Genomic DNA, 21364 nt, shown 5'->3' with positions numbered 1-21364 from the left:
CGGGGCGCCGGGGGCGGCCGGCGCGGCCGGGACCCCGGTGCTCGGCGGCCACTCGGCCTGCGGGGCCCGGGCGGCGGCGGCTGCCTCGTCGCGGAACCAGCCCTCGGGCGCGACCGGCTGCCCGTACGCGGGCTGCTCGGCGCCGGCGGGCTCCGGCCACGCCCCGGCGCCCTCCGGCGCCTGGGGCCAGCCCTGCGCCTGCGGGGCCGGTGCCGCTCCGGCGCCCGGCGCGGCGGCCAGCGCCTCGTCGCGGAACCAGCCTTCCGGCGCGGCCGGCTGGCCCGGCAGCGCGCCCGGCGGCGGCTGCACCGGCTGGTAGCCGGTTTCCCAGGTGTCCGACTGCCAGGTCTGGGTCCCGTACGGGTCCGGCTCCTGGCCCTGCTGCTGTCGCTGTTCCTCGGGAGTGCTCATCGGTTTCCGCTCACCCGCCCGCGAACGGCGGGAGCACCTCGACGGTGCCCCCCTCGGTCAGCGGTACGGCATCGTGCGGGCGCTTGCCCACGGGCTCTTCGTTCACGAGGAAGGAGCAGCGCTGCAGGACCCGGGTCAGCTCACCGGGATGGCGTTCCCGCACGGCGTCGAGCGCCTCGGCCAGTGTCCGCGCCGAGTACGGCTCCTCCGCCGTCTTGGCCGCGGCCTTGGCCGCCGCCCAGTAGCGGATGGTTCCGGTTGCCACTGCAGCTCCTATCGTCGGCTCTCTACCGTCGGCCTCCATGATGACCCCTCCGGCCCCCGGGGCCGGTGTGCCTCCGCGCGCCCCGCGTGCGCCCGGGCGGCCTCCCGTACATCCATCGATCCGGTGAAACCGGGGCATACGCTGGTCGCGAGGGTGGCAGGAACCACAGACGCGAGAAAGACCGACCCCCGGCCACGCGGCGGCGGGTGGGCTATTCTGCTGGCGAGAGGATCCGGGCAACGTTGCCCCCGGGTCCTTTTGTGCTTTCAGCGCGTTGAACGGACCGAGAACAGTGGCGTCCGTCCGGACCTCAGGGCGCGGGGACCGGCGAACGTCACACCGCACCAGCACCACGCACCACGCACCACGTACGAAGCAGTACCGCGAAAGTCCTCGACGGGACCGAGGAGGAACCGACGTGATGGACCAGCGAACCGTGCACGAACACCCGACCCGGGCAGGTGGTCGGGCATGAGCTCTCTCCTGCTGCTGACCAATGCCCTCCAGCCGTCCACCGAGGTGCTGCCGGCCCTCGGCCTGCTCCTGCACAGCGTGCGGGTGGCCCCCGCCGAGGGCCCGGCCCTCGTGGACACCCCCGGCGCGGACGTCATCCTCGTCGACGGCCGGCGCGACCTGCCTCAGGTGCGATCGCTCTGCCAGCTGCTCCGCTCCACGGGCCCCGGCTGTCCGCTGATCCTCGTCGTCACGGAGGGCGGCCTGGCGGCCGTCACCGCCGACTGGGGCATCGACGACGTCCTCCTCGACACCGCGGGCCCGGCCGAGGTCGAGGCGCGGCTGCGCCTGGCCACCGGCCGCCAGCAGCTCGGCTCCGACGACTCCCCGATGGAGATCCGCAACGGCGACCTGTCGGTCGACGAGGCGACGTACTCGGCGAAGCTGAAGGGGCGGGTCCTCGATCTCACCTTCAAGGAGTTCGAGCTGCTCAAGTACCTCGCCCAGCACCCGGGCCGGGTCTTCACGCGCGCGCAGCTGCTCCAGGAGGTATGGGGGTACGACTACTTCGGCGGCACCCGGACGGTGGACGTGCACGTACGGCGGCTGCGCGCGAAGCTGGGCCCCGAGCACGAGTCCCTGATCGGTACGGTCCGCAACGTCGGCTACCGCTTCGTCACGCCGGAGAAGGTCGAGCGGGCGGCCGCGGAAGCAGCGGCGCAGGCGGCCTCCCGGGCCGCGGCGCAGGCGGCGGCCCAGGCGTAGGGCTTGTCCGGCGGTGTCCCGGCGGGCGTCCCCCGTATGGAGGAACCTCCTGTGATCGCCCGGTCGGCAGGACGGCCTGCCCAGAGGTAGGTCACCCCGCGTAGACTCCCGAGCGTGGCCAAGGTGACGCGGGATGACGTTGCACGACTTGCGGGTACGTCTACCGCCGTCGTGAGCTACGTCATCAACAACGGACCCCGGCCGGTCGCCCCGGCCACGCGCGAGCGTGTACTCGCCGCGATCAAGGAGCTGGGCTACCGCCCGGACCGGGTCGCGCAGGCGATGGCGTCGCGGCGCACCGACCTCATAGGCATGATCGTCCCCGATGCGCGGCAGCCGTTCTTCGCGGAGATGGCGCACGCGGTCGAACAGGCCGCCGCCGAGCGCGGGAAGATGGTCCTGGTCGGGAACTCCGACTACCGGGACGAGCGCGAGGTCCACTACCTGCGGGCCTTCCTCGGGATGCGGGTCTCGGGCCTGATCCTGGTCAGCCAGGGCATGAGCGAGCGCGCCGCCTCCGAGATCGAGGCGTGGGACGCGCGCGTCGTCCTCCTCCACGAGCGCCCGGAGGCCATCGACGACGTCGCGGTCGTCACGGACGACATCGGCGGTGCGCAGCTCGCCACCCGGCACCTGCTGGAACACGGGCACGAGTACGTCGCCTGCATCGGCGGGGTGGAGAACACCCCGTCGGTCGGCGACCCCGTGGCCGACCACGTGGAGGGCTGGCGCCGGGCGATGCAGGAGTCGGGCCGCTCCGTCGAGGGCCGCCTCTTCGAGGCCCCGTACAACCGCTACGACGCGTACCGGGTGGCCCTGGAGGTCCTCTCCGGCCCGGACCGGCCGCCGGCCATCTTCTGCGCGACGGACGACCAGGCGATCGGCGTCCTGCGCGCGGCGCGCGAGCTGCGCATCGACGTGCCGGGCGAGCTGGCCGTGGCCGGCTTCGACGACGTCAAGGAGGCGGCCCTGACGGACCCGCCGCTGACGACGATCGCCTCGGACCGCCCGGCGATGGCCCGCGCGGCCGTGGACCTCGTCCTGGACGACGCCCTCCGCGTGGCCGGCTCCCGCCGCGAACGCCTGAAGCAGTTCCCGTCGGCCCTGGTCATCCGCCGCTCCTGCGGCTGCCGCTGACCCCTCTTCGACGCGGCCCCCGCCCCTCTCGGCGCCGGGGCGCCTCCCGGGCTGCGGCCACCCGCTGCGCCGGCCCCCGGCCGTCGGCCCCGGCCCCGGCCGGGACGCTCCACCCCGCCCGGTGGCCCGGGCCAGGCGGGCTTATTCCGGGCATACGCGGTTCTGTCGGGCTTCTCAGCGGGGACTCAGGAAGCTCTCATGATCCGGGGACAGAGTCGTTGTCATGACCGAGAGCTTCCGCCGCGACGGCGAGTACCCGCAGGAGAACGGCCCGACCCGGAGCGCGCCCCTCGGCGGGGCGTACCCGCCGCCGCCCGCCTACCCGCCCCCGGCGGCACCCGGCTGGCACGAGGCGCACCAGCCCCCGGCAGCCCCCGCACCCACAGCGCCCCCGGAGGGGCCCGCGCACGCGGCCCGGGCCAAGCGGCCCGTCGCGCTGCTCGCGGCCGTGGCGCTGGCCGCCGCCGTCATCGGGGGCGGCACCGCCGCCGGCGTGCAGCAGCTGCTGGCCGGCCAGGACCGCAGCGGCGGCGGCATCAGCGGCACCAACGTCTCGCAGTCCAGCACCGGCACCGTCTCCGGCGTCGCCGAGCAGGTCAGCCCCTCCGTCGTGCGGATCGACACCCGCACCGGCTCCGGCCAGGGCACCGGCTCCGGCATCGTGGTCACCGCCGACGGCGAGATCGTCACCAACAACCACGTCGTCGACGGCGCCACCGAGATCCAGGTGACGATGAGCGACGGCAAGAAGTACCCGGCCAAGACCGTCGGCACCGACCCCGACAAGGACCTCGCCCTCATCAAGCTCCAGGGCGCCAGCGGCCTCAAGCCGGCCAAGCTCGGCAACTCCGACAACCTCAAGGTCGGCGACCAGGTCGTCGCCATCGGCTCCCCCGACCGCCTCACCGGCACGGTCACGAGCGGCATCGTCTCCGCCCTGAACCGCGAGGTGAACGTCCCCAAGTCCGAGCAGCAGGCCCCCCAGCGCCAGCGCGGCGGCGGCAGCTGGCCGTTCTCGTACGACGGCCAGCAGTTCAACGGGAACACCGGGTCGAACACCACCTCGTACAAGGCCATCCAGACGGACGCCTCCCTCAACCCGGGCAACTCCGGCGGCGCCCTCGTCAACATGAACGGCGAGATCGTGGGCATGCCCTCCGCGATCTACTCCCCCTCCGGCGACAGTTCCGGCGCGGGCAGCGTCGGCCTCGGCTTCGCCATCCCGGTGAACACGGTCAAGGCCGACCTCGACTCCCTCCGCAAGGGCGGCCCGGGCGGAGCCGGCAACAGCAGCAACGGCGACAACAGCGGCACCAACGGCTTCGGGACGTCGTTCTAAACGGCCCGGGCGTCCCGTGCGAGCCTGGTACGAACGATCACGACCACCCCTGGGGGACCGAAGATGAATCCGGCCGAAGGCGACCCGCACCGCATCCTCGTCGTCGACGACGAACCGGCCGTGCGGGAGGCCCTGCGCCGCAGCCTCGCCTTCGAGGGGTACGCCGTGCAGACCGCCGTCGACGGGCTCGACGCGCTCGAGAAGGCGGCCTCGTACGACCCCGGCCTGATCGTCCTCGACATCCAGATGCCCCGGATGGACGGCCTCACGGCGGCCCGCCGGCTGCGCGCCTCCGGCAGCACCACCCCGATCCTGATGCTCACCGCCCGCGACACCGTCGGCGACCGCGTCACCGGCCTGGACGCGGGCGCCGACGACTACCTCGTCAAGCCCTTCGAGCTCGACGAGCTGTTCGCCCGCGTCCGCGCCCTGCTGCGCCGCAGCTCGTACGCGGCCTCGCGGGCCGGCGACGACGGGGCCACCGACGACACGGACGCCCTCGCCTTCGGCGACCTGCGCATGGACCTCGCCACCCGCGAGGTCACCCGCTCCGGGCGCCGGGTCGAGCTGACCCGCACGGAGTTCACCCTGCTGGAGATGTTCCTGGCGCACCCGCGCCAGGTGCTGACCCGCGAGCAGATCCTCAAGACCGTCTGGGGCTTCGACTTCGAACCCAGCTCCAACTCCCTGGACGTGTACGTCATGTACCTGCGCCGCAAGACCGAAGCCGGGGGCGAGCCCCGCCTGGTGCACACCGTGCGCGGGGTGGGCTACGTCCTGCGCGCCGCCGGGGCCGGCGACTCCGGGGGGCCCGAGTGAGCCCGGCGGCCAGATTCCGCGCGCTCCCGCTGCGCTCCCGCATCGCCCTGCTGGTGGCCACGGCCGTGGCCGTGGCCGTGGCCACCGTGTCGGCGGTGTCGTGGGTGATGGTGCGGGCCCAGCTGGGCAACCAGCTGAACCAGTCCCTGATGTCCACCAATCCGACCGCGCAGGTGCTGGAACGGCTGCGCGAGGGCTGCCCGGCCCGCCCGCCGACGCAGGCCCAGCAGGACATCGCCGAGAACCTGAACGCCACGGTCCAGATCGTCGCCGCGGACGGCAGCCACTGCTGGGTGAGCGGGCAGACCGACCTGCCGGTGACCTCTACGGACAAGCAGGTCGCGGCGGGCCGCAAGGCCAAGGCGCTGCACGACGCGACGACCGACAACGGCGTCGGGATGCGCGTCTACACCTTCGCGGCGCGGACCCAGCCCGGCGCCCCGGTCTTCGCGGTCTCGGTGGCCCGGCCGCTGGCCGACATCGACAAGCCGCTGTCCACGCTGGCCTGGGTGCTGATCCTGGTCTCCGGGATCGGGGTGGCCGGCGCGGGCCTCGCCGGCCTGTGGGTGGCCCGTACGGGGCTGCGGCCGGTCGACGAGCTCACGGGCGCCGTCGAGCACATCGCCCGGACCGAGGACCTGACCGTACGCATCCCCGACGAGGGCGACGACGAGATCGCCCGCCTGTCGCGGTCCTTCAACTCCATGACGGCGGCGCTCGCCTCCTCCCAGGAGCGGCAGGCCCAGCTGATCGCGGACGCCGGGCACGAGCTGCGCACGCCCCTGACCTCGCTGCGCACCAACATCGAACTGCTCGCGCGCAGCGAGGAGACGGGCCGCGCCATCCCGCCCGAGGACCGCAAGGAGCTGCTGGCCTCGGTCAAGGCGCAGATGACGGAGCTGGCCGCGCTGATCGGGGACCTGCAGGAGCTGTCCCGCCCGGACGCGGCCCCGCCCGCCAGGCTGGAGGTGGTGGCCCTGCACGAGATCGCGCAGAGCGCGCTGTCCCGTGCCCGGCTGCGCGGTCCCGAGCTGCACTTCACCGACGAGATCGCGCCCTGGTACGTACGGGGCGAGGCGGCGGCGCTGGAGCGGGCGGTGGTCAACGTCCTGGACAACGCGGTGAAGTTCAGCCCGCCGGGCGGCACGGTCGAGGTCGCGCTGCGGGCCGGCGAGCTGACCGTGCGCGACCACGGGCCGGGCATCCCGGCGGAGGACCTGCCGCACGTGTTCGAGCGGTTCTGGCGCTCCTCCTCGGCCCGCGCCCTGCCCGGCAGCGGGCTGGGCCTGTCGATCGTGGACCGTACGGTGCGCCGTGCGGGCGGCAGCGTCGAGCTGCGGGCGGCCCCGGGCGGCGGCCCGGGCACGGAGGCGGTGCTCCGCATCCCGGGCGCTCCGGCGCCGCCGCCGGAGCAGCCGGCGCAGCCGTCAGTTGTGCCGTATGAGTGAGGAGACCAGTCCGGAGCGGGTGTTCGGGAAGTCCATCGGGACGATCCCGAGCCCGGTCCGGCCGGCCAGCTCCCCGCCGTCGACGAACGAGTGCACCTGCGGGTTGAGCCGGTCGGAGTTCCAGCGCGGCGGCATGTAGGCGGCGGTGCTGACGTAGTTCACGAACAGCTTCCCGGGCTGCTGGACGGCCTTGCGGAACTGGTTCTCGATCCGGCCGCGCTTGGCGAAGGGCTCGGTGTTGTAGTCGTCCTGGATGTCGAAGACGTTGCCGTCGCCGTAGCGCAGGCCGGGCAGACCGCCGTTGTCGGCGAGCAGGACCACTTTGCCCCTGGCCTGGCCGAGGGTGGGCAGCGAGTCCGCGATCCGGAAGAGGGGGCGCCAGCCCCGGTTGTCGAGGTAGTCGTCGAAGACGGCGCGGAAGGTGGCGTCGCTGTCCTCGGAGTACTCCTGCTTGAGCCGCATCAGCACGGTCTCGGAGGGGTGTGCGGCGAGGAAGTTCCAGCAGGCGACGAGGACGTCGCCGAACATCAGGTCCTGGAAGAACGCCGCGTGGTGGATGGCGAAGGAACCGCCGGTGACGCGGCAGCGGACGTCCAGGAACCGGATCCCGGAGTCGAGCTGCTGGGCGATCGAGGTGTTCTGGCAGGCGACGTAGAGCCCGCCCTTGGTGGCGCCCGAGTCGTGGGTGCCGGGGATCGTCATCCGCTGGAGCGCGGTCGCGTCCCCGAGTCCGGCCATCCAGTCCTGGGTGGACAGGGGTTGCGCGGCGAGCGTACGGGCGCCGGCCGGCCCCGCCGCTCCGAGTACCGCGGCCGCGCCGGCGCCCGCCGCCAGTGCCCCGGCCAGAAATGCCCGACGATCCAGTGCCATGCCCGCCCCTTTGCCGACCCGGTGATGGACTCCCCGGCCTCCGCCGGGGTGGTGCCTCCGGGATTCTGGCGTGCGGGACGCGGCTTTACTACCCTTCGGTAGCCCCTAGCTTTCGAGCAACTCGGCCATGGCGCGCAGGCCTTGGGCGAGTTCCCGGCCGGTCGGCGCCTGCTCCGGGTCGGTCAGCGCCTGCACCATCACCCCGCTCAGCAGCGCGATGTGCACCGAGCCGAGGGCCCGTACGTCCTCTTCGGCGACGGCGTCCTCGGGGACCCCGCGCAGCTGCGCGGCCACCATGCGGCGGGCCTGGCGCTGGTTCTCGGCGAGGGTCGCGAGCAGCTCGGGCGCGGACTGGGCGTGGACGAAGGCCTCGACGGAGGCCATCCAGAGCCAGCGCATGTCGCCGAAGTCGCGGATCTTGCGGTCCCAGGTGTCGGCGTAGCGCTCCGCGGTGGTGGCGCCCTGGCCGGCGAGCCGGCCGGAGCCGGCGGCCCACTCGTCCATGGCGGCGAAGAGGGCCAGGTTGAGCAGGGCCTCGCGCGAGCCGAAGTGGTAGCCGATCGCGGCCATGCTCACCTGCGATGCCGAGGCGATGTCGCGCACGGTCGTGCGCAGGTAGCCCTTCTCCTCCAGGCAGCGGCGCGCTCCGGCCAGCAGGTCCTCGCGATTTCCCATGTCGGGATCGTATCCGCGACAGCTTTTGGGCAAGTGCGCAAGACATTCGTATTGCGCACTTGCCCAAATCCTGGCAGGCTCGTCCCCGTACCGCACCGAACCGAACCGCATGACCCGACCGGCACCGCATGACCCACAGGGGAGAGCCAAGCCATGCGCCACACCATGACGATCGACGGCCGGGCGCTGTCGTACCTGGACTTCGGCGGCCCTGGCCGCCCGCTGCTCGCCCTGCACGGGGGCATGTCCGAGGGCCTCGCCTTCGCCGGCCTCGCCGACGCCCTGGGCGACGCCTGGCGGGTCATCGCCCCCGACCAGCGCGGCCACGGCGACTCCGACCGGGCCCCCGACTACCACCGCGCGGGCTACCTCTCGGACGCCGTCGCACTCCTCGACCACCTCGGCCTGGACGCCCCCGTGGCCCTCCTCGGCTACTCCCTCGGCGGGTTCAACGCCTACCACCTGGCCGCCGCCCACCCCGGCCGGATCGCGGCCCTCGTCAACGTGGACGCCACCGTGACGATCGAACCCGACACGGCGGGAGCGCTCTTCGGCTTCCTGCACGACATGCGCTACACCGCCCCCACCCGCGAGGAACTCCTCGCCGCGGCCGGACCGGTGGGCTCGCAGTTCGTCGCGCAGGCACTGCGCCCGCTCCCCGACGGCGGCTGGCGGCTGCCGTTCCACCCGCAGGACATGATCGACTCCGCCGAGGCCTGCCGCGGCGACCACTGGGACACCTGGCTCGGGAGCCACTGCCCGGCACTGCTCGTTCACGGCACGCGCAGCCAGACGCTCCGGCAGGAGACGGCCGACGCGATGGTCTCGCGCCGGCCCGGGACCTCGTACACACCTGTGGACGGGGACCACTTCCTGCCGTTCACCCACCCCGAGGAGTTCCACGAGGCCGTACGGAAGTTCCTCGCGGACCTCTGACCGCTCCGCTCCGGTACGGGGGTCCGGGGCGGACACGCCGAAGGGGCGGCGGGCCGGGAAGGCCCACCGCCCCTTCGGGCTTGTCGCGCGCTGGTGTTACTTGACGACCGTGATGCGGTCCGCCGCCGGCGGGGCGAGCGGGGCCGCCTCCGTCGACTTCGCCAGGTAGGCGTTGAAGGCCTCCAGGTCGGGCACGCCGACCAGCTTGTTCTTGTGGTCCTTCAGGACGGTGAAGCCGTCACCGCCGCCCGCGAGGAACTCGTTCATCGCGACCCGGTAGGTCTTGGCGGGGTCGATCGCCGCGCCGTTGAGCTTCACCGAGTCCACGACGATGCGGTCCGCGCCCGCCTTCGTCATGTCCAGGGTGTACGTGAAGCCCTTCGAGACCTGCAGGATCTTCGGGTTCGGGCCGTTGACCGGGCCGCTGACCTGCTGCTGGAGCGCGGTGATCAGCTGCGCGCCCGTCAGGTCCACCACGTTCATCAGGTTGTTGAACGGCTGGACCGTGTAGGACTCGCCGTACGTCACGACGCCGTCGCCCTCGTCACCCGCGGCCTTGTAGGCCAGGTCGGCACGGATGCCGCCCGGGTTCATGATGGACAGCTGCGCGCCGCCCTTGGCGGCCGGGGCCGTGGCCTCCAGCTGCGCGTCGGCGATCATGTCGCCGAGCGGCTTCTCGGGCGCCTCGGAGCCGCGGCCCGCGATGTCCGCCGAGATGTAGCCCATGGGACGGCTCGCGACCGGCGCGGCCAGCGCGTTCCAGCGGGTGATCAGCTCGGTCATGTCCGGGGCCTTGGGCTGGTTCCGGCTGACGAGCTTGTTGACCGGCTTCGGCGCGAGCGCCGCCGTACGGACGATGTCCTTGGTCTGCCGGTCGTAGGTGAGCGTGGTGTCCGTGAACAGGCGGCCGTACGAGGCGGCCGAGGTCACCATGCGCGGGTTGCCCGCCGGGTCCGGGATGTTGCAGGCGTACGCCTGGTGCGTGTGGCCGGTCACCAGCGCGTCGACCTTCGGGTCCACGTTCTTGGCGATGTCCACGATCGCGCCCGAGATGCCGGCGCCGGCGCCCGGGGAGTCGCAGTCGTAGTTGTAGGCGCCGTTGGCGGGCAGGCCGCCCTCGTGGATGAGCGCGACGATCGACTTGACGCCCTGCTTGTTCAGCTCGGCGGCGTACTTGTTGATCGTCTCGACCTCGTCGCCGAACTTCAGGCCCTTGACCCCGTCGGCGGTGACGACGTCCGGCGTGCCCTCCAGGGTGACGCCGATGAAGCCGATCTTGACGTCCCCCTTCTGCCAGATGAAGGTCGGGTTCAGCATCGGACGCTTGGTCTTCTCGTCCGTGACGTTCGCCGCGAGGTACTTGAACTCGGCGCCCGTGTATTCCTTGCCGGGCTCGAAGCAGCCGTCGACCGGGTGGCAGCCGCCGTACGACATGCGGCGCAGCTCGGCCTTGCCCTCGTCGAACTCGTGGTTGCCGACGCTGCTGACGTCGAGCTTCAGCTTGTTGAGCGCCTCGACGGTGGGCTCGTCGTGGAAGAGACCGGACAGCATCGGGCTGCCGCCGATCATGTCACCGGCCGCGGCCGTGACGGAGTACTCGTGACCCTTGCGGGCCTCGCGCAGGCTTGTCGCCAGGTACTCGACACCACCGGCGGGTATCGCCTTGGTGGTGCCGTCCGCCTGACGCTCGTTCACGGTGCCGGACGAGCCCTGCGGGGGCTCCAGCGTGCCGTGGAAGTCGTTGAACGACAGCATCTGCACGTCGACGGTGCGGCTCTTGCCGGCACCGCCACCACTCGCGGCACCGGCCGGCAGTGCGGCCGCGACCATCGCTCCCGCACCGGCCGTGACGGCGATGGCGGCGAAGGTCAACCGGCGGGTTCGGCGGTGCCGTTGTGGCGTCGCTGACATTTAGTCCCCTTTTGGACAGCGGTGAAACTCGGGAGGTCGGCGGCAGCCTATGGTCAACGCGCGTAGCACGACAGGGGGTAGGGGTGTCGGACTGGTTACATGCAGAAGACGGCTCACCGTCGGCCCGCTGCACGCAGACCACCGCGGGCGCCCCCCGCGGTCGTAGGCTCGACGCATGACTGACGACGCAGCAACGGCCCTCGAGCCGGGACGCCAGATCCAGACCCTCGACGAGCTGACGGAGGAACAGGCCGACGCCGTGCTCACCCTCATCGAGGACGCGGCGCGCACGGACGGCACCACCGCCGTGTCCGAGCAGGGACGCCTCCAGCTGCGCGGCGGACGCCGCGAGGGCATCCGGCACTTCCTGCTCACCGAGAAGGGCCGGCTCGCCGGATACGGACAACTGGAGGACACCGATCCGGTGGAGGCCCCCGCCGCCGAACTCGTCGTCCACCCCGCGCTGCGCGGGCGCGGGCACGGACGGGCGCTGGGTTCGGCCCTGCTGGCCGCTTCGGGCAAGCGGATCCGGGTGTGGGCGCACGGCGGCAAGTCGGCCGCCCGCCACCTCGCGCAGGTGCTCGGTCTGACCCTGTTCCGGGAGCTGCGCCAGCTGCGCCGCCCGCTGGGCTCGGACGGGCCGCCCCTGCCCGAGGTGACGCTGCCCGCCGGAGTGACCGTACGGACCTTCGTGCCCGGCCAGGACGACGCGGCCTGGCTCGCGGTGAACTCGGCCGCCTTCGCCCACCACCCCGAGCAGGGCACGCTGACGCAGCGGGACCTGAACGACCGCATCGCGCAGCCCTGGTTCGACCCCAAGGGCTTCTTCCTCGCCGAGCGGGACGGGGAGCTGATCGGCTTCCACTGGACGAAGGTGCACGCCGAGGAGCGCCTCGGGGAGGTCTACGTGCTCGGCGTCCGCCCCGGCGCCCAGGGCGGCGGCCTCGGCAAGGCCCTCACCGCGGTCGGCCTGAACCACCTCGCGGCGGCCGGCCTGCCCACCGCGATGCTGTACGTGGACGCCGACAACCCGGCGGCCCTCGCCGTGTACGAGGGCCTCGGCTTCAGCACCCACGAGGTCGACCTGATGTACCGCACGGAAAGCTGACGCGGCCCGCGCCGGAGGCGGGCGGAGCCCTCACGGAAGGCCGACGGAGCCCTCACGGAGGGCCGCCCGCGGGGCACGGAGAGCGAGGGCCCGCCTCCGGGCGGGCCCCGCGCCCGGGGCGCACGCGGGGGACACGAGGGACGCGCCGGTGCATTCCGGGCGCGGAAACGACGTAAAAGACGGACTCGTGCACCACCCGGAGCCTGGAAGCCATACGGCATTCACCGGACCTTCATGCACGCTTGCGACTCTCCCCGCATGCAGCCCCGACTCCGACTGACGGCGAACCCGTCCGACGCGCCTGTCCTGCCCCCTGCGCGGAACAATGGAGTCATGAGCCCCCAGCCCAGCGCAGGCCCCACCGAGGTCCCCGCCCAGCACCCGTCTCACACGTCTGCCGACGCCGCCCCGGCCGCCCCCGGCCCGGCGGCCAAGCCCGCGCGGATCGGCTCCATAGCCGCGCACCGCCCGCACTCCGGCCTCGAACCGGGCCTCGCCCCCGATCTCGACGCCGACCTGGACGCCTACGACGACAAGGACGGCGACGAGCTGCCCGCGGGCCGCTTCCTCGACCGCGAGCGCAGCTGGCTGGCCTTCAACGAGCGCGTCCTGGAGCTGGCCGAGGACCCGGCGACCCCGCTCCTGGAGCGCGCCAACTTCCTGGCGATCTTCGCGAGCAACCTCGACGAGTTCTTCATGGTCCGCGTCGCCGGCCTCAAGCGGCGCATCGCGACGGGCGTCGCCACCCGTTCGGCCTCCGGCCTCCAGCCCCGCGAAGTGCTGGACCTGATCTGGACCCGCTCCCGCGAGCTCATGGCCCGGCACGCCGCCTGCTACCAGCAGGACATCGCCCCGCAGCTCGCCGAGGAGGGCATCCACCTCATCCGCTGGCCGGACCTCACCGAGAAGGAGCAGGCCCGCCTCTTCACCCTGTTCCGCAACCAGATCTTCCCGGTGCTCACCCCGCTGGCCGTGGACCCCGCGCACCCGTTCCCGTACATCTCCGGGCTCTCGCTGAACCTCGCGGTCGTCGTCCGCAACCCCGTCAGCGGCCACCGCCACTTCGCGCGCGTCAAGGTCCCGCCGCTGCTCTCGCGCTTCCTGGAGGCCTCCCCGCAGCGCTACGTCCCCCTTGAGGACGTCATCGCCGCGCACCTGGAGGAGCTCTTCCCCGGCATGGAGGTCCTCGACCACCACATGTTCCGGGTGACCCGCAACGAGGACCTGGAGGTCGAGGAGGACGACGCGGAGAACCTGCTCCAGGCCCTGGAGAAGGAGCTCATGCGGCGCCGCTTCGGCCCGCCGGTGCGCCTGGAGGTCGAGGAGTCCATCGACCCCGCCGTCCTGGACCTCCTCGTACAGGAGCTGAACGTCTCCGCCGCCGAGGTCTACCCGCTGCCCGGCCCGCTGGACCTGACCGGCCTCTTCGGCATCGCCTCACTGGACCGCCCCGAGCTGAAGTACCCCAAGTTCGTCGCCGGCACCCACCGCGACCTCGCCGAGGTCGAGTCCGCGTCCGCGCCCGACATCTTCGCCGCGCTGCGCGAGCGGGACGTGCTGCTGCACCACCCGTACGACTCCTTCTCCACCTCGGTGCAGGCGTTCCTGGAGCAGGCCGCCGCCGACCCGGACGTCCTCGCGATCAAGCAGACGCTGTACCGCACCTCCGGCGACTCCCCGATCGTGGACGCCCTGATCGACGCCGCCGACTCCGGCAAGCAGGTCCTCGTGCTCGTCGAGATCAAGGCCCGCTTCGACGAGCAGGCCAACATCAAATGGGCCCGCAAGCTGGAGGAGTCCGGCTGCCACGTCGTGTACGGCCTGGTGGGCCTGAAGACCCACTGCAAGCTGTCGCTCGTGGTCCGCCAGGAGGGCGACACGCTGCGCCGCTACTCCCACGTCGGCACCGGCAACTACCACCCCAAGACCGCCCGCCTGTACGAGGACCTCGGCCTGCTCACCGCCGACCCGCAGGTCGGCGCGGACCTCTCCGACCTCTTCAACCGGCTGTCCGGCTACTCGCGCCGCGAGACCTACCGCCGCCTGCTGGTGGCCCCGCGCTCGCTGCGCGACGGCCTGATCGCGCGGATCGACAAGGAGGCCGCCCACCACCGGGCCGGCCGCCCCGCGTACGTGCGCCTCAAGATGAACTCGATCGTCGACGAGGCCCTCATCGACTCGCTCTACCGGGCCTCCCAGGCGGGGGTGCCCGTCGACATCTGGGTCCGCGGCATCTGTGCCGTACGCCCCGGGGTCCCCGGGCTCTCGGACAACATCCGGGTCCGCTCGATCCTCGGCCGCTTCCTGGAACACTCCCGGGTCTTCGCCTTCGGCAACGGCGGCGAGCCCGAGGTGTGGATCGGCAGCGCCGACATGATGCACCGCAACCTCGACCGCCGCATCGAGGCACTGGTCAGGGTCGCCGACCCGGCCCACCGCGCGGCACTGGACCGGATGCTGGAGACCGGCATGTCCGACGCCACCTCCTCCTGGCACCTGGGCCCGGACGGCGAATGGACCCGGCACAGCACGGACCACGAAGGCCAGCCGCTGCGGCACGTTCAGGAGATGCTCATAGACGCCCGGAGGCGCCGGCGTGGCTCTGCCAAACCATGACCTGACAGCGTGTGGAGGGGGCTCCGCGGGTGACGTGCTCGGCGCGTACCTGCGGGCCCAGGCCACCGCCTTCCTGCGCGGGCTGCGCCTCCACGAGGAGTGGGGGTCCCCCCGGACGGAGTCTGGGGGAGGGGCCGACGCCGCGGAGGGCAGCGACGCGGCGCGCAGCCTGCGGGGGGCTGCGCGCCGCATCAGCGGGTCCCTGTCCACCTTCCGGGTGGTGACCGAGTCCTCCTGGGCCGACGGGCTGCGCACCGAGTTGGTGTGGCTGTCCTCGACCCTGGCGGACGAGCACGCCTACGCCGCCCGGCTGACCCGCCTGCTGGACGCGCTGCACCGGCTGTCGGGCTCTCCGGAGGTGCCCGCGCCCCGGGGCGCGGGCGGCGCCCTGACGGTGGGCTCGGCGCGCGCCGGGGCCCTGCTGGAGCGGCAGCTCACGCTGGCCCGGACCCGCGCCCACTCGGCGACCCTGCAGGCGCTGGGCTCGTCCCGGTTCCACGCGGTCGCGGACGCCGTGGCCTTACTGGCCTCCGAGGTGCCGCTGGACCCGGTCGCGGCCCGCGGGCGGGTGGACGAGGTCCTGGTCCCGCTGGCGGAGGTGGCCCGCACCCGGCTGGCGGCGGCCGTCTCGGCGCTGCCGCACGCCGCCGAGTCCCAGACGTACAACGCCGACCACGACGGCTCCTGGCACGAGGTGCGCCGGCTGCTGCGGGTCCACCGCTACGCCCGGGAGACCCTGGGCGAGGACGTGGCCCGCCTGGCGGCCGCCGGCGAGGCCCTGGACCGCCACCGAGACGCCGCGGAGGCCGCCGCCGCCTCGGCGACGGCAGCACGCACCCCGCGGATCGCCCCGGCGACGGCGTACGCCCTGGGCGTGCTCCACGCCGACCAGCGCCACGAGGTGGAGGCGGCCCGCTTCACGTTCCAGGACCTGTGGCAGCCGGTGCCGGCCGCGGCCCCCTGACCGGGCGGCGACCGAAAAGATCCAGCCACCCCCGGGTCGGCGCCGGCCCCGGGGAACCACCCCGCCGGGGGGTCACATAACGGTAACGACAGGACAACGGCGGATGACACTCCGGAGCAAACCCGACCATCCACACCAGGCCGTCCGCCACGGTTCACCGTCCGTTCACTTGGCCCGGTCGGCCGCTTCACCTGATCTGCCTAATTTCAGTGGTGCACGGAGCGCGTCGTCCACCAGATCGAATGACACGCCGTGCACCCGACGTAGTCCTCTTCGCACGCCGCCCCGACACGGAAAGCGGTCGGCGGCTTCTGGAAGGAACACCCGAAAGTGAAGCTTCAGCGCAAGAACATGCTTCGTGCCTCCGCCCTCGGGGCGCTTGTCGTGTCCGGCGCCCTGGTCCTCACGGCGTGCGGCTCGGACGACAACACGAAGGATGGCGGCGCCGCCAGCGGCAAGCCGTCGGCCGCCGCCGCCGGCGACATCAAGTGCGACGACGCCAAGGGCAAGCTCCTGGCCTCCGGCTCCTCCGCCCAGAAGAACGCCGTGGACCTGTGGGTCAAGAACTACATGGCCGCCTGCTCCGGCGTCGAGGTCAACTACAAGTCCTCCTCCTCCGGCGAGGGCATCGTCGCCTTCAACCAGGGCACGGTCGGTTTCGCCGGCTCGGACTCGGCGCTGAAGCCCGACGCCGTCGAGGAGTCGAAGAAGGTCTGCACCGGCGGTCAGGGCATCAACCTGCCCATGGTCGGCGGCCCGATCGCGCTCGGCTTCAACGTCGCCGGCGTGGACAAGCTGAACCTGGACGCCACCACGATCGCCAACATCTTCAACGACAAGATCAAGAAGTGGGACGACGAGGCGATCAAGAAGCTGAACCCCGGCGTCACGCTTCCCTCCACCGCGATCCAGGCCTTCCACCGTTCCGAGGACTCGGGCACCACCGAGAACCTGGGCAAGTACCTCAAGGCCGCCGCTCCCGAGGCCTGGACGTACGAGGCCGCCAAGAAGTGGCCGGCCCCCGGTGGCCAGGGCGCGACCGGCTCCGCCGGTGTCGCCTCCCAGGTGAAGGCCGTTGACGGCGCGATCGGCTACTTCGAGCTGTCCTACGCCTCCTCGCAGAGCATCAAGACGGTCGACGTGAACACGGGCGCCTCCGCCCCGGTCAAGGCCTCCTCCGAGTCCGCCTCCAAGGCCATCGCCGCCGCCAAGATCGCCGGCACCGGCTCCGACCTGGCGCTGAAGCTCGACTACACCACCAAGGCCGAGGGCGCCTACCCGATCGTCCTGGTGACGTACGAGGTCGTCTGCGACAAGGGCAACAAGCCCGAGACGCTCGCCACCGTCAAGTCCTTCCTGAACTACACCGCCTCGGACGCGGGCCAGAAGGTCCTCTCCGAGAACGGCTACGCGCCGATCCCGGCCGAGATCAACACCAAGGTCCGCGAAGTCATCAAGTCGCTGTCCTAATCACTGAGCCTCGGGTGCCGGGCAGTTCCCGTCCGAACTGCCCGGCACCCCGAGGACCCTCCCCTCCACCCAGGGGAATCCGGTGCACCGCCGCCAGGGGGCTTGGCCCCCCACCCAGACCGGAAAGATCATGGCTTCCACCACACCCACCCAGATAGACCAGGCTCCGCCTGTCTCCAAGAGCGCAAGGTCCACCGGCCGCGCCGGTGACAAGATCTTCGCCGGGCTCTCCAAGGGCTCCGGCATCCTGCTCCTGGTGATCATGGCGTCGATCGCCATCTTCCTCACCTACCGTGCCTCGATCGCACTGTCGAAGAACGAGGGCAACTTCCTCACGACCTTCGACTGGAACGCGTCGGCCAACCCGCCCGTCTTCGGCATCGCCGTCCTGCTCTTCGGCACCATCGTCAGCTCGATCATCGCGATGGCCATCGCGGTTCCGATCGCTGTCGGCATCGCCCTCTTCATCTCCCACTACGCGCCGCGCAAGCTGGCCGCGCCCCTCGCGTACGTGGTCGACCTGCTGGCCGCCGTGCCGTCGATCATCTACGGCATCTGGGGCGCGCTCTTCCTGGTCCCGCAGCTCGCAGGCCTCAACCTCTGGCTCGACGAGTACCTGGGCTGGACCTACGTCTTCGACAAGACCCAGGTCGGCGTCGCCCGCTCGCTCTTCACCGTCGGCATCCTGCTCGCGATCATGATCCTGCCGATCGTGACCAGCGTCAGCCGCGAGGTCTTCCTGCAGGTCCCGCGCATGAACGAGGAGGCCGCCCTGGCCCTCGGCGCGACCCGCTGGGAGGTCATCCGCATGTCGGTGCTGCCCTTCGGCCGCTCCGGCGTCATCTCCGCCTCGATGCTCGGCCTCGGCCGCGCCCTCGGCGAGACCATGGCCGTCGCGACCGTCCTCTCCCCGAGCTTCCTGATCAACGGCCACATCCTGGACCCGGGCGGCGGCACGTTCGCGCAGAACATCGCCGCGAAGTTCGACGAGGCCAACGAGTTCGGCCGTGACGCGCTGATCGCCTCCGGTCTGGTCCTCTTCCTGCTCACCCTGCTGGTCAACGGTGCAGCCCGCCTGATCATCGCTCGCCGCAAGGACTTCTCGGGGGCGAACGCCTGATGAGCCACGCACTCCAGGACCAGCGGCCCGCCCGGGCCCCGAAGTCCGCCGCTCCCGCCGGCCTGACCCGAGGCGGCCTCCCCCGCTGGGCCCCGGCAGGCATCGCGGCCCTCTCGATCGTCCTCGGCTGCGGCATCGGCGTCCTCGCCGACCTGCACAGCAAGATCCAGTGGGGCCTGATCGGCGCGATCCTGTTCCTCGTGATCACGTACACCGCCAGCGCGGTGATCGAGAACCGCCGCCAGGCCAAGGACCGCATCGCGACCTCCATCGTGTGGGTCAGCTTCGTCCTCGCGGTCATCCCGCTGCTCTCGCTGATCTGGACCACCGTCAGCCGCGGCATCAAGGCCCTCGACGGCGACTTCCTCAGCCACTCGATGAACGGCGTCACCAGCTTCGAGCAGGGCGGCGGCGTCTACCACGCGCTGCTCGGCACCATCGAGCAGGTCGCCCTGGCCACCGCGATCGCCGCGCCGATCGGCCTGCTGACCGCCGTCTACCTGGTCGAGTACGGCCGGGGTTCGCTCGCCAGGGCCGTGACCTTCTTCGTCGACGTCATGACCGGCATCCCCTCCATCGTCGCGGGCCTCTTCATCCTGACGACCTGGAACCTGGCGCTCGGCTTCGGCCCGTCCGGCTTCGCCGGCTCGATGGCCCTGTCGATCCTGATGATGCCCGTCGTGGTCCGCTCCACCGAGGAGATGCTGAAGCTCGTCCCGAACGAGCTGCGCGAGGCCGCCCTCGCCCTCGGTGTGCCGAAGTGGCGCATGATCCTCAAGGTCGTGCTCCCCACCGCCATCGGCGGCATCGCGACCGGCGTCATGCTGGCCGTCGCCCGCATCGCCGGTGAGACCGCGCCGATCATGCTGCTGGTCTTCGGTACCCAGCTGATCAACGGCAACCCCTTCGAAGGTGCTCAGTCCTCGCTTCCGCTGTACATCTGGGAGCAGTACAAGGTCGGCAGTGACGCCTCCTACGACCGGGCATGGGCCGCAGCGCTCGTCCTGATCGCCTTCGTCATGATCCTCAATCTGGTGGCCCGCGGCATCGCCCGCTGGAAGGCCCCGAAGACCGGTCGCTGACGCGACCAATGAAAGCGAAGTGACCCCTCATGGCGAAGCGAATCGACGTCAGCGGACTGTCCGCCTTCTACGGCGCCCACAAGGCCATCGACGACATCTCGATGACCGTGGAGCCGCGCTCCGTGACCGCCTTCATCGGCCCGTCCGGCTGCGGCAAGTCGACCTTCCTGCGCACCCTGAACCGCATGCACGAGGTCACCCCCGGTGGCCGCGTCGAGGGCAAGGTGCTCCTGGACGACGAGAACCTGTACGGCACCGGCGTCGACCCGGTCGCGGTCCGCCGCACCGTCGGCATGGTCTTCCAGCGTCCGAACCCCTTCCCCACCATGTCGATCTTCGACAACGTGGCGGCGGGCCTGCGCCTGAACGGCAGCTTCAAGAAGTCCGAGCTCACGGAGATCGTGGAGCGGTCCCTGAAGGGCGCGAACCTCTGGAACGAGGTCAAGGACCGCCTGAACAAGCCGGGCTCCGGCCTCTCCGGCGGCCAGCAGCAGCGTCTGTGCATCGCCCGCGCCATCGCGGTCGAGCCGGAGGTCCTGCTGATGGACGAGCCCTGCTCGGCCCTGGACCCGATCTCCACCCTCGCGATCGAGGACCTGATCGGCGAGCTGAAGGAGCGCTTCACGATCGTCATCGTGACGCACAACATGCAGCAGGCCGCCCGCGTCTCCGACCGCACCGCGTTCTTCAACCTCGCGGCGGTCGGCCAGCCCGGCAAGCTCGTCGAGATCGACGACACGGACCGGATCTTCTCGAACCCGTCCGTCCAGGCGACCGAGGACTACATCTCGGGCCGCTTCGGCTAGGCCGAAGCCCCTGCGACGAGACGTCATGCGGCTCCGCCGCGTGGTCCCGACGTCCTGCGGTGCTGCATGGCGGTGCCACCGCAAGGCGAAAGAAAAGGGCCGGCTCCCCCTGGGTGGGGGGAGCCGGCCCGCTTTCGTTTCCCGGTCGCGACCGGGAACCGCCCTAGCCGACGAAGGCCAGGTCCACGATCCAGAAGCTGAGCGCGGCGACCAGGGCCGCGGCCGGCATGGTGATGAACCAGCCCAGCACGATGTTCTTGGCGACGCCCCAGCGGACCGCGTTGACCCGCTTGGTCGCGCCCACGCCCATGATCGCCGAGGTGATCACGTGGGTGGTGGAGATCGGCGCGTGGAACAGGAACGCCGAGCCGAACATGATCGAGGCGCCGGTGGTCTCGGCGGCGAACCCCTGCGGCGGGTCCAGTTCGATGATCTTGCGGCCGAGGGTCCGCATGATGCGCCAGCCGCCCGCGTACGTACCGAGCGACAGCATCACGGCGCACACGATCTTGACCCAGACCGGGATCGGCGCGTCGGCGGCCTGCACATCGGCGATGACCAGGGCCATCACGACGATGCCCATCGTCTTCTGTGCGTCCTGCAGGCCGTGGCCGAGCGCCATGCCGGCCGCGGACACGGTCTGCGCGATACGGAAGCCGTGCTTGGCCTTGTGCGGGTTGGACCGGCGGAACATCCACAGGATGGCCACCATCACCAGGTAACCGACGACCAGACCGACGACCGGCGAGACGAACATCGGGATGACGACCTTGTCGATCACCCCGCTCCAGATGACACCGGTGCCGCCGGCCAGCGCCGCGCCGACCATGCCGCCGAACAGCGCGTGCGAGGAGGAGGACGGGAGGCCGAAGTACCAGGTGATCAGATTCCAGACGATCGCGCCGACCAGCGCCGCGAAGAGGATCCACATGCCCCGGTTGCCCTCGGGCGTTTCGATCAGGCCCTCACTGACCGTCTTGGCGACCCCGCTGCCCAGGAAGGCACCGGCGAGGTTCATCACCGCGGCCATCGCCAGGGCGGCGCGCGGAGTCAGCGCGCGGGTCGAGACCGAGGTCGCGATCGCGTTCGCCGAGTCGTGGAAACCGTTGGTGTACGTGAAACCGAGCGCGACACCGATGGTCACGATCAGAGCGAAGGTGTCCACGAGG

18 protein-coding genes and 1 pseudogene are annotated in these 21364 nt (G+C 71.6%); 13 read left to right on the top strand and 6 right to left on the bottom strand.

The genetic code is table 11. The features are described 5' to 3' along the window. Window positions 1–411: pseudogene (locus K7B10_RS21960) on the bottom strand (hypothetical protein); the annotation flags it as partial. A gap of 10 nt (window positions 412–421) precedes the next feature. Beyond that, the gene (locus K7B10_RS21955) at window positions 422–676 is read right to left on the bottom strand and encodes a MoaD/ThiS family protein (protein WP_030157092.1); all 255 of its coding nucleotides are present in this window, start codon (window positions 674–676) and stop codon (window positions 422–424) included. 471 nt (window positions 677–1147) lie between these two features. Here K7B10_RS21955 and K7B10_RS21950 point away from each other — a divergent pair, with 471 nt between their 5' ends. The 5 genes from K7B10_RS21950 (at window position 1148) to K7B10_RS21930 (ending at window position 6637) form a co-directional block, all read left to right on the top strand. Then, complete coding sequence (locus K7B10_RS21950; RefSeq protein ID WP_229338286.1) at window positions 1148–1894, top strand: response regulator transcription factor; 747 nt, start codon at window positions 1148–1150, stop codon at window positions 1892–1894. A 114-nt stretch (window positions 1895–2008) separates the two neighbouring features. Then, window positions 2009–3031, top strand: coding sequence for a LacI family DNA-binding transcriptional regulator (locus K7B10_RS21945; protein WP_099891111.1), 1023 nt, complete (start codon window positions 2009–2011; stop codon window positions 3029–3031). 223 nt (window positions 3032–3254) lie between these two features. Then, a complete protein-coding gene (locus K7B10_RS21940) occupies window positions 3255–4370 on the top strand; it encodes a S1C family serine protease (RefSeq protein WP_229338284.1) in 1116 nt (371 codons plus the stop codon). A 63-nt stretch (window positions 4371–4433) separates the two neighbouring features. Beyond that, on the top strand, window positions 4434–5189 hold the full coding sequence (locus tag K7B10_RS21935) for a response regulator transcription factor (RefSeq protein WP_229338282.1): 756 nt from the start codon (window positions 4434–4436) through the stop codon (window positions 5187–5189). Further along, entirely contained in the window at window positions 5186–6637 is a 1452-nt protein-coding gene (locus tag K7B10_RS21930; RefSeq protein ID WP_229338281.1) for a sensor histidine kinase, read from the top strand. The genes K7B10_RS21935 and K7B10_RS21930 overlap by 4 nt, the downstream gene beginning before the upstream one ends. Here the strand turns inward: K7B10_RS21930 and K7B10_RS21925 are convergent. Both K7B10_RS21925 and K7B10_RS21920 read right to left on the bottom strand, forming a co-directional pair. Next, window positions 6617–7507, bottom strand: coding sequence for a phosphatidylinositol-specific phospholipase C (locus tag K7B10_RS21925; RefSeq protein ID WP_229338279.1), 891 nt, complete (start codon window positions 7505–7507; stop codon window positions 6617–6619). The two genes, K7B10_RS21930 and K7B10_RS21925, sit on opposite strands and share 21 nt — an antisense overlap. Window positions 7508–7612: 105 nt before the next feature. After that, on the bottom strand, window positions 7613–8182 hold the full coding sequence (locus tag K7B10_RS21920; protein WP_229338277.1) for a TetR family transcriptional regulator: 570 nt from the start codon (window positions 8180–8182) through the stop codon (window positions 7613–7615). A 153-nt stretch (window positions 8183–8335) separates the two neighbouring features. Between K7B10_RS21920 and K7B10_RS21915 the strand changes: the two genes are divergently transcribed. Then, window positions 8336–9118 carry an alpha/beta fold hydrolase gene (locus K7B10_RS21915; protein WP_229338275.1) on the top strand — a complete coding sequence of 261 codons (783 nt, stop codon included), beginning with the start codon at window positions 8336–8338 and terminating at the stop codon, window positions 9116–9118. A gap of 96 nt (window positions 9119–9214) precedes the next feature. Here the strand turns inward: K7B10_RS21915 and K7B10_RS21910 are convergent, their stop codons facing one another. Continuing rightward, complete coding sequence (locus K7B10_RS21910) at window positions 9215–11029, bottom strand: bifunctional metallophosphatase/5'-nucleotidase (RefSeq protein WP_229338273.1); 1815 nt, start codon at window positions 11027–11029, stop codon at window positions 9215–9217. Between the two features lie 175 nt (window positions 11030–11204). Here K7B10_RS21910 and mshD point away from each other — a divergent pair, with 175 nt between their 5' ends. From mshD to pstB, 7 genes are all read left to right on the top strand, one after another. Next, a complete protein-coding gene (mshD, locus tag K7B10_RS21905) occupies window positions 11205–12137 on the top strand; it encodes a mycothiol synthase (RefSeq protein WP_229338271.1) in 933 nt (310 codons plus the stop codon). Between the two features lie 333 nt (window positions 12138–12470). After that, window positions 12471–14753, top strand: a complete 2283-nt coding sequence (locus K7B10_RS21900) for an RNA degradosome polyphosphate kinase (protein WP_229338269.1) — start codon at window positions 12471–12473, stop codon at window positions 14751–14753. Then, entirely contained in the window at window positions 14734–15717 is a 984-nt protein-coding gene (locus tag K7B10_RS21895; protein ID WP_229338267.1) for a CHAD domain-containing protein, read from the top strand. Before K7B10_RS21900 ends, K7B10_RS21895 begins: the two co-directional genes overlap by 20 nt. A gap of 330 nt (window positions 15718–16047) precedes the next feature. Then, window positions 16048–17187 carry a phosphate ABC transporter substrate-binding protein PstS gene (gene pstS / locus K7B10_RS21890; protein ID WP_229338265.1) on the top strand — a complete coding sequence of 380 codons (1140 nt, stop codon included), beginning with the start codon at window positions 16048–16050 and terminating at the stop codon, window positions 17185–17187. A 130-nt stretch (window positions 17188–17317) separates the two neighbouring features. Next, window positions 17318–18307, top strand: a complete 990-nt coding sequence (pstC, locus tag K7B10_RS21885; protein WP_229338263.1) for a phosphate ABC transporter permease subunit PstC — start codon at window positions 17318–17320, stop codon at window positions 18305–18307. After that, window positions 18307–19389, top strand: a complete 1083-nt coding sequence (pstA, locus tag K7B10_RS21880) for a phosphate ABC transporter permease PstA (protein WP_229338261.1) — start codon at window positions 18307–18309, stop codon at window positions 19387–19389. The genes pstC and pstA overlap by 1 nt, the downstream gene beginning before the upstream one ends. A gap of 29 nt (window positions 19390–19418) precedes the next feature. Further along, on the top strand, window positions 19419–20195 hold the full coding sequence (gene pstB, locus K7B10_RS21875; RefSeq protein ID WP_229338259.1) for a phosphate ABC transporter ATP-binding protein PstB: 777 nt from the start codon (window positions 19419–19421) through the stop codon (window positions 20193–20195). 163 nt (window positions 20196–20358) lie between these two features. On the opposite strand, the gene K7B10_RS21870 is transcribed toward pstB, so the two are convergent. Next, on the bottom strand, window positions 20359–21360 hold the full coding sequence (locus tag K7B10_RS21870) for an inorganic phosphate transporter (protein WP_030858722.1): 1002 nt from the start codon (window positions 21358–21360) through the stop codon (window positions 20359–20361). Window positions 21361–21364 lie beyond the last annotated feature (4 nt).

Source organism: Streptomyces flavotricini (assembly GCF_020639365.1).
In the GTDB taxonomy this organism is placed as follows: domain Bacteria; phylum Actinomycetota; class Actinomycetes; order Streptomycetales; family Streptomycetaceae; genus Streptomyces; species Streptomyces flavotricini.
This window is presented reverse-complemented; position numbering and strand designations above follow the sequence as displayed.

Excerpts from the sequence above, each read along its gene's own strand:
- K7B10_RS21900 (WP_229338269.1), top strand. The coding sequence starts at position 12,471 with ATGAGCCCCCAGCCCAGCGCAGGCCCCACCGAGGTCCCCGCCCAGCAC.
- pstC (WP_229338263.1), top strand. The coding sequence starts at position 17,318 with ATGGCTTCCACCACACCCACCCAGATAGACCAGGCTCCGCCTGTCTCC.
- K7B10_RS21910 (WP_229338273.1), bottom strand. The coding sequence starts at position 11,029 with ATGTCAGCGACGCCACAACGGCACCGCCGAACCCGCCGGTTGACCTTC.
- K7B10_RS21925 (WP_229338279.1), bottom strand. The coding sequence starts at position 7,507 with ATGGCACTGGATCGTCGGGCATTTCTGGCCGGGGCACTGGCGGCGGGC.
- K7B10_RS21915 (WP_229338275.1), top strand. The coding sequence starts at position 8,336 with ATGCGCCACACCATGACGATCGACGGCCGGGCGCTGTCGTACCTGGAC.
- K7B10_RS21920 (WP_229338277.1), bottom strand. The coding sequence starts at position 8,182 with ATGGGAAATCGCGAGGACCTGCTGGCCGGAGCGCGCCGCTGCCTGGAG.
- K7B10_RS21950 (WP_229338286.1), top strand. The coding sequence starts at position 1,148 with ATGAGCTCTCTCCTGCTGCTGACCAATGCCCTCCAGCCGTCCACCGAG.
- K7B10_RS21940 (WP_229338284.1), top strand. The coding sequence starts at position 3,255 with ATGACCGAGAGCTTCCGCCGCGACGGCGAGTACCCGCAGGAGAACGGC.
- pstB (WP_229338259.1), top strand. The coding sequence starts at position 19,419 with ATGGCGAAGCGAATCGACGTCAGCGGACTGTCCGCCTTCTACGGCGCC.
- mshD (WP_229338271.1), top strand. The coding sequence starts at position 11,205 with ATGACTGACGACGCAGCAACGGCCCTCGAGCCGGGACGCCAGATCCAG.
- K7B10_RS21935 (WP_229338282.1), top strand. The coding sequence starts at position 4,434 with ATGAATCCGGCCGAAGGCGACCCGCACCGCATCCTCGTCGTCGACGAC.
- pstA (WP_229338261.1), top strand. The coding sequence starts at position 18,307 with ATGAGCCACGCACTCCAGGACCAGCGGCCCGCCCGGGCCCCGAAGTCC.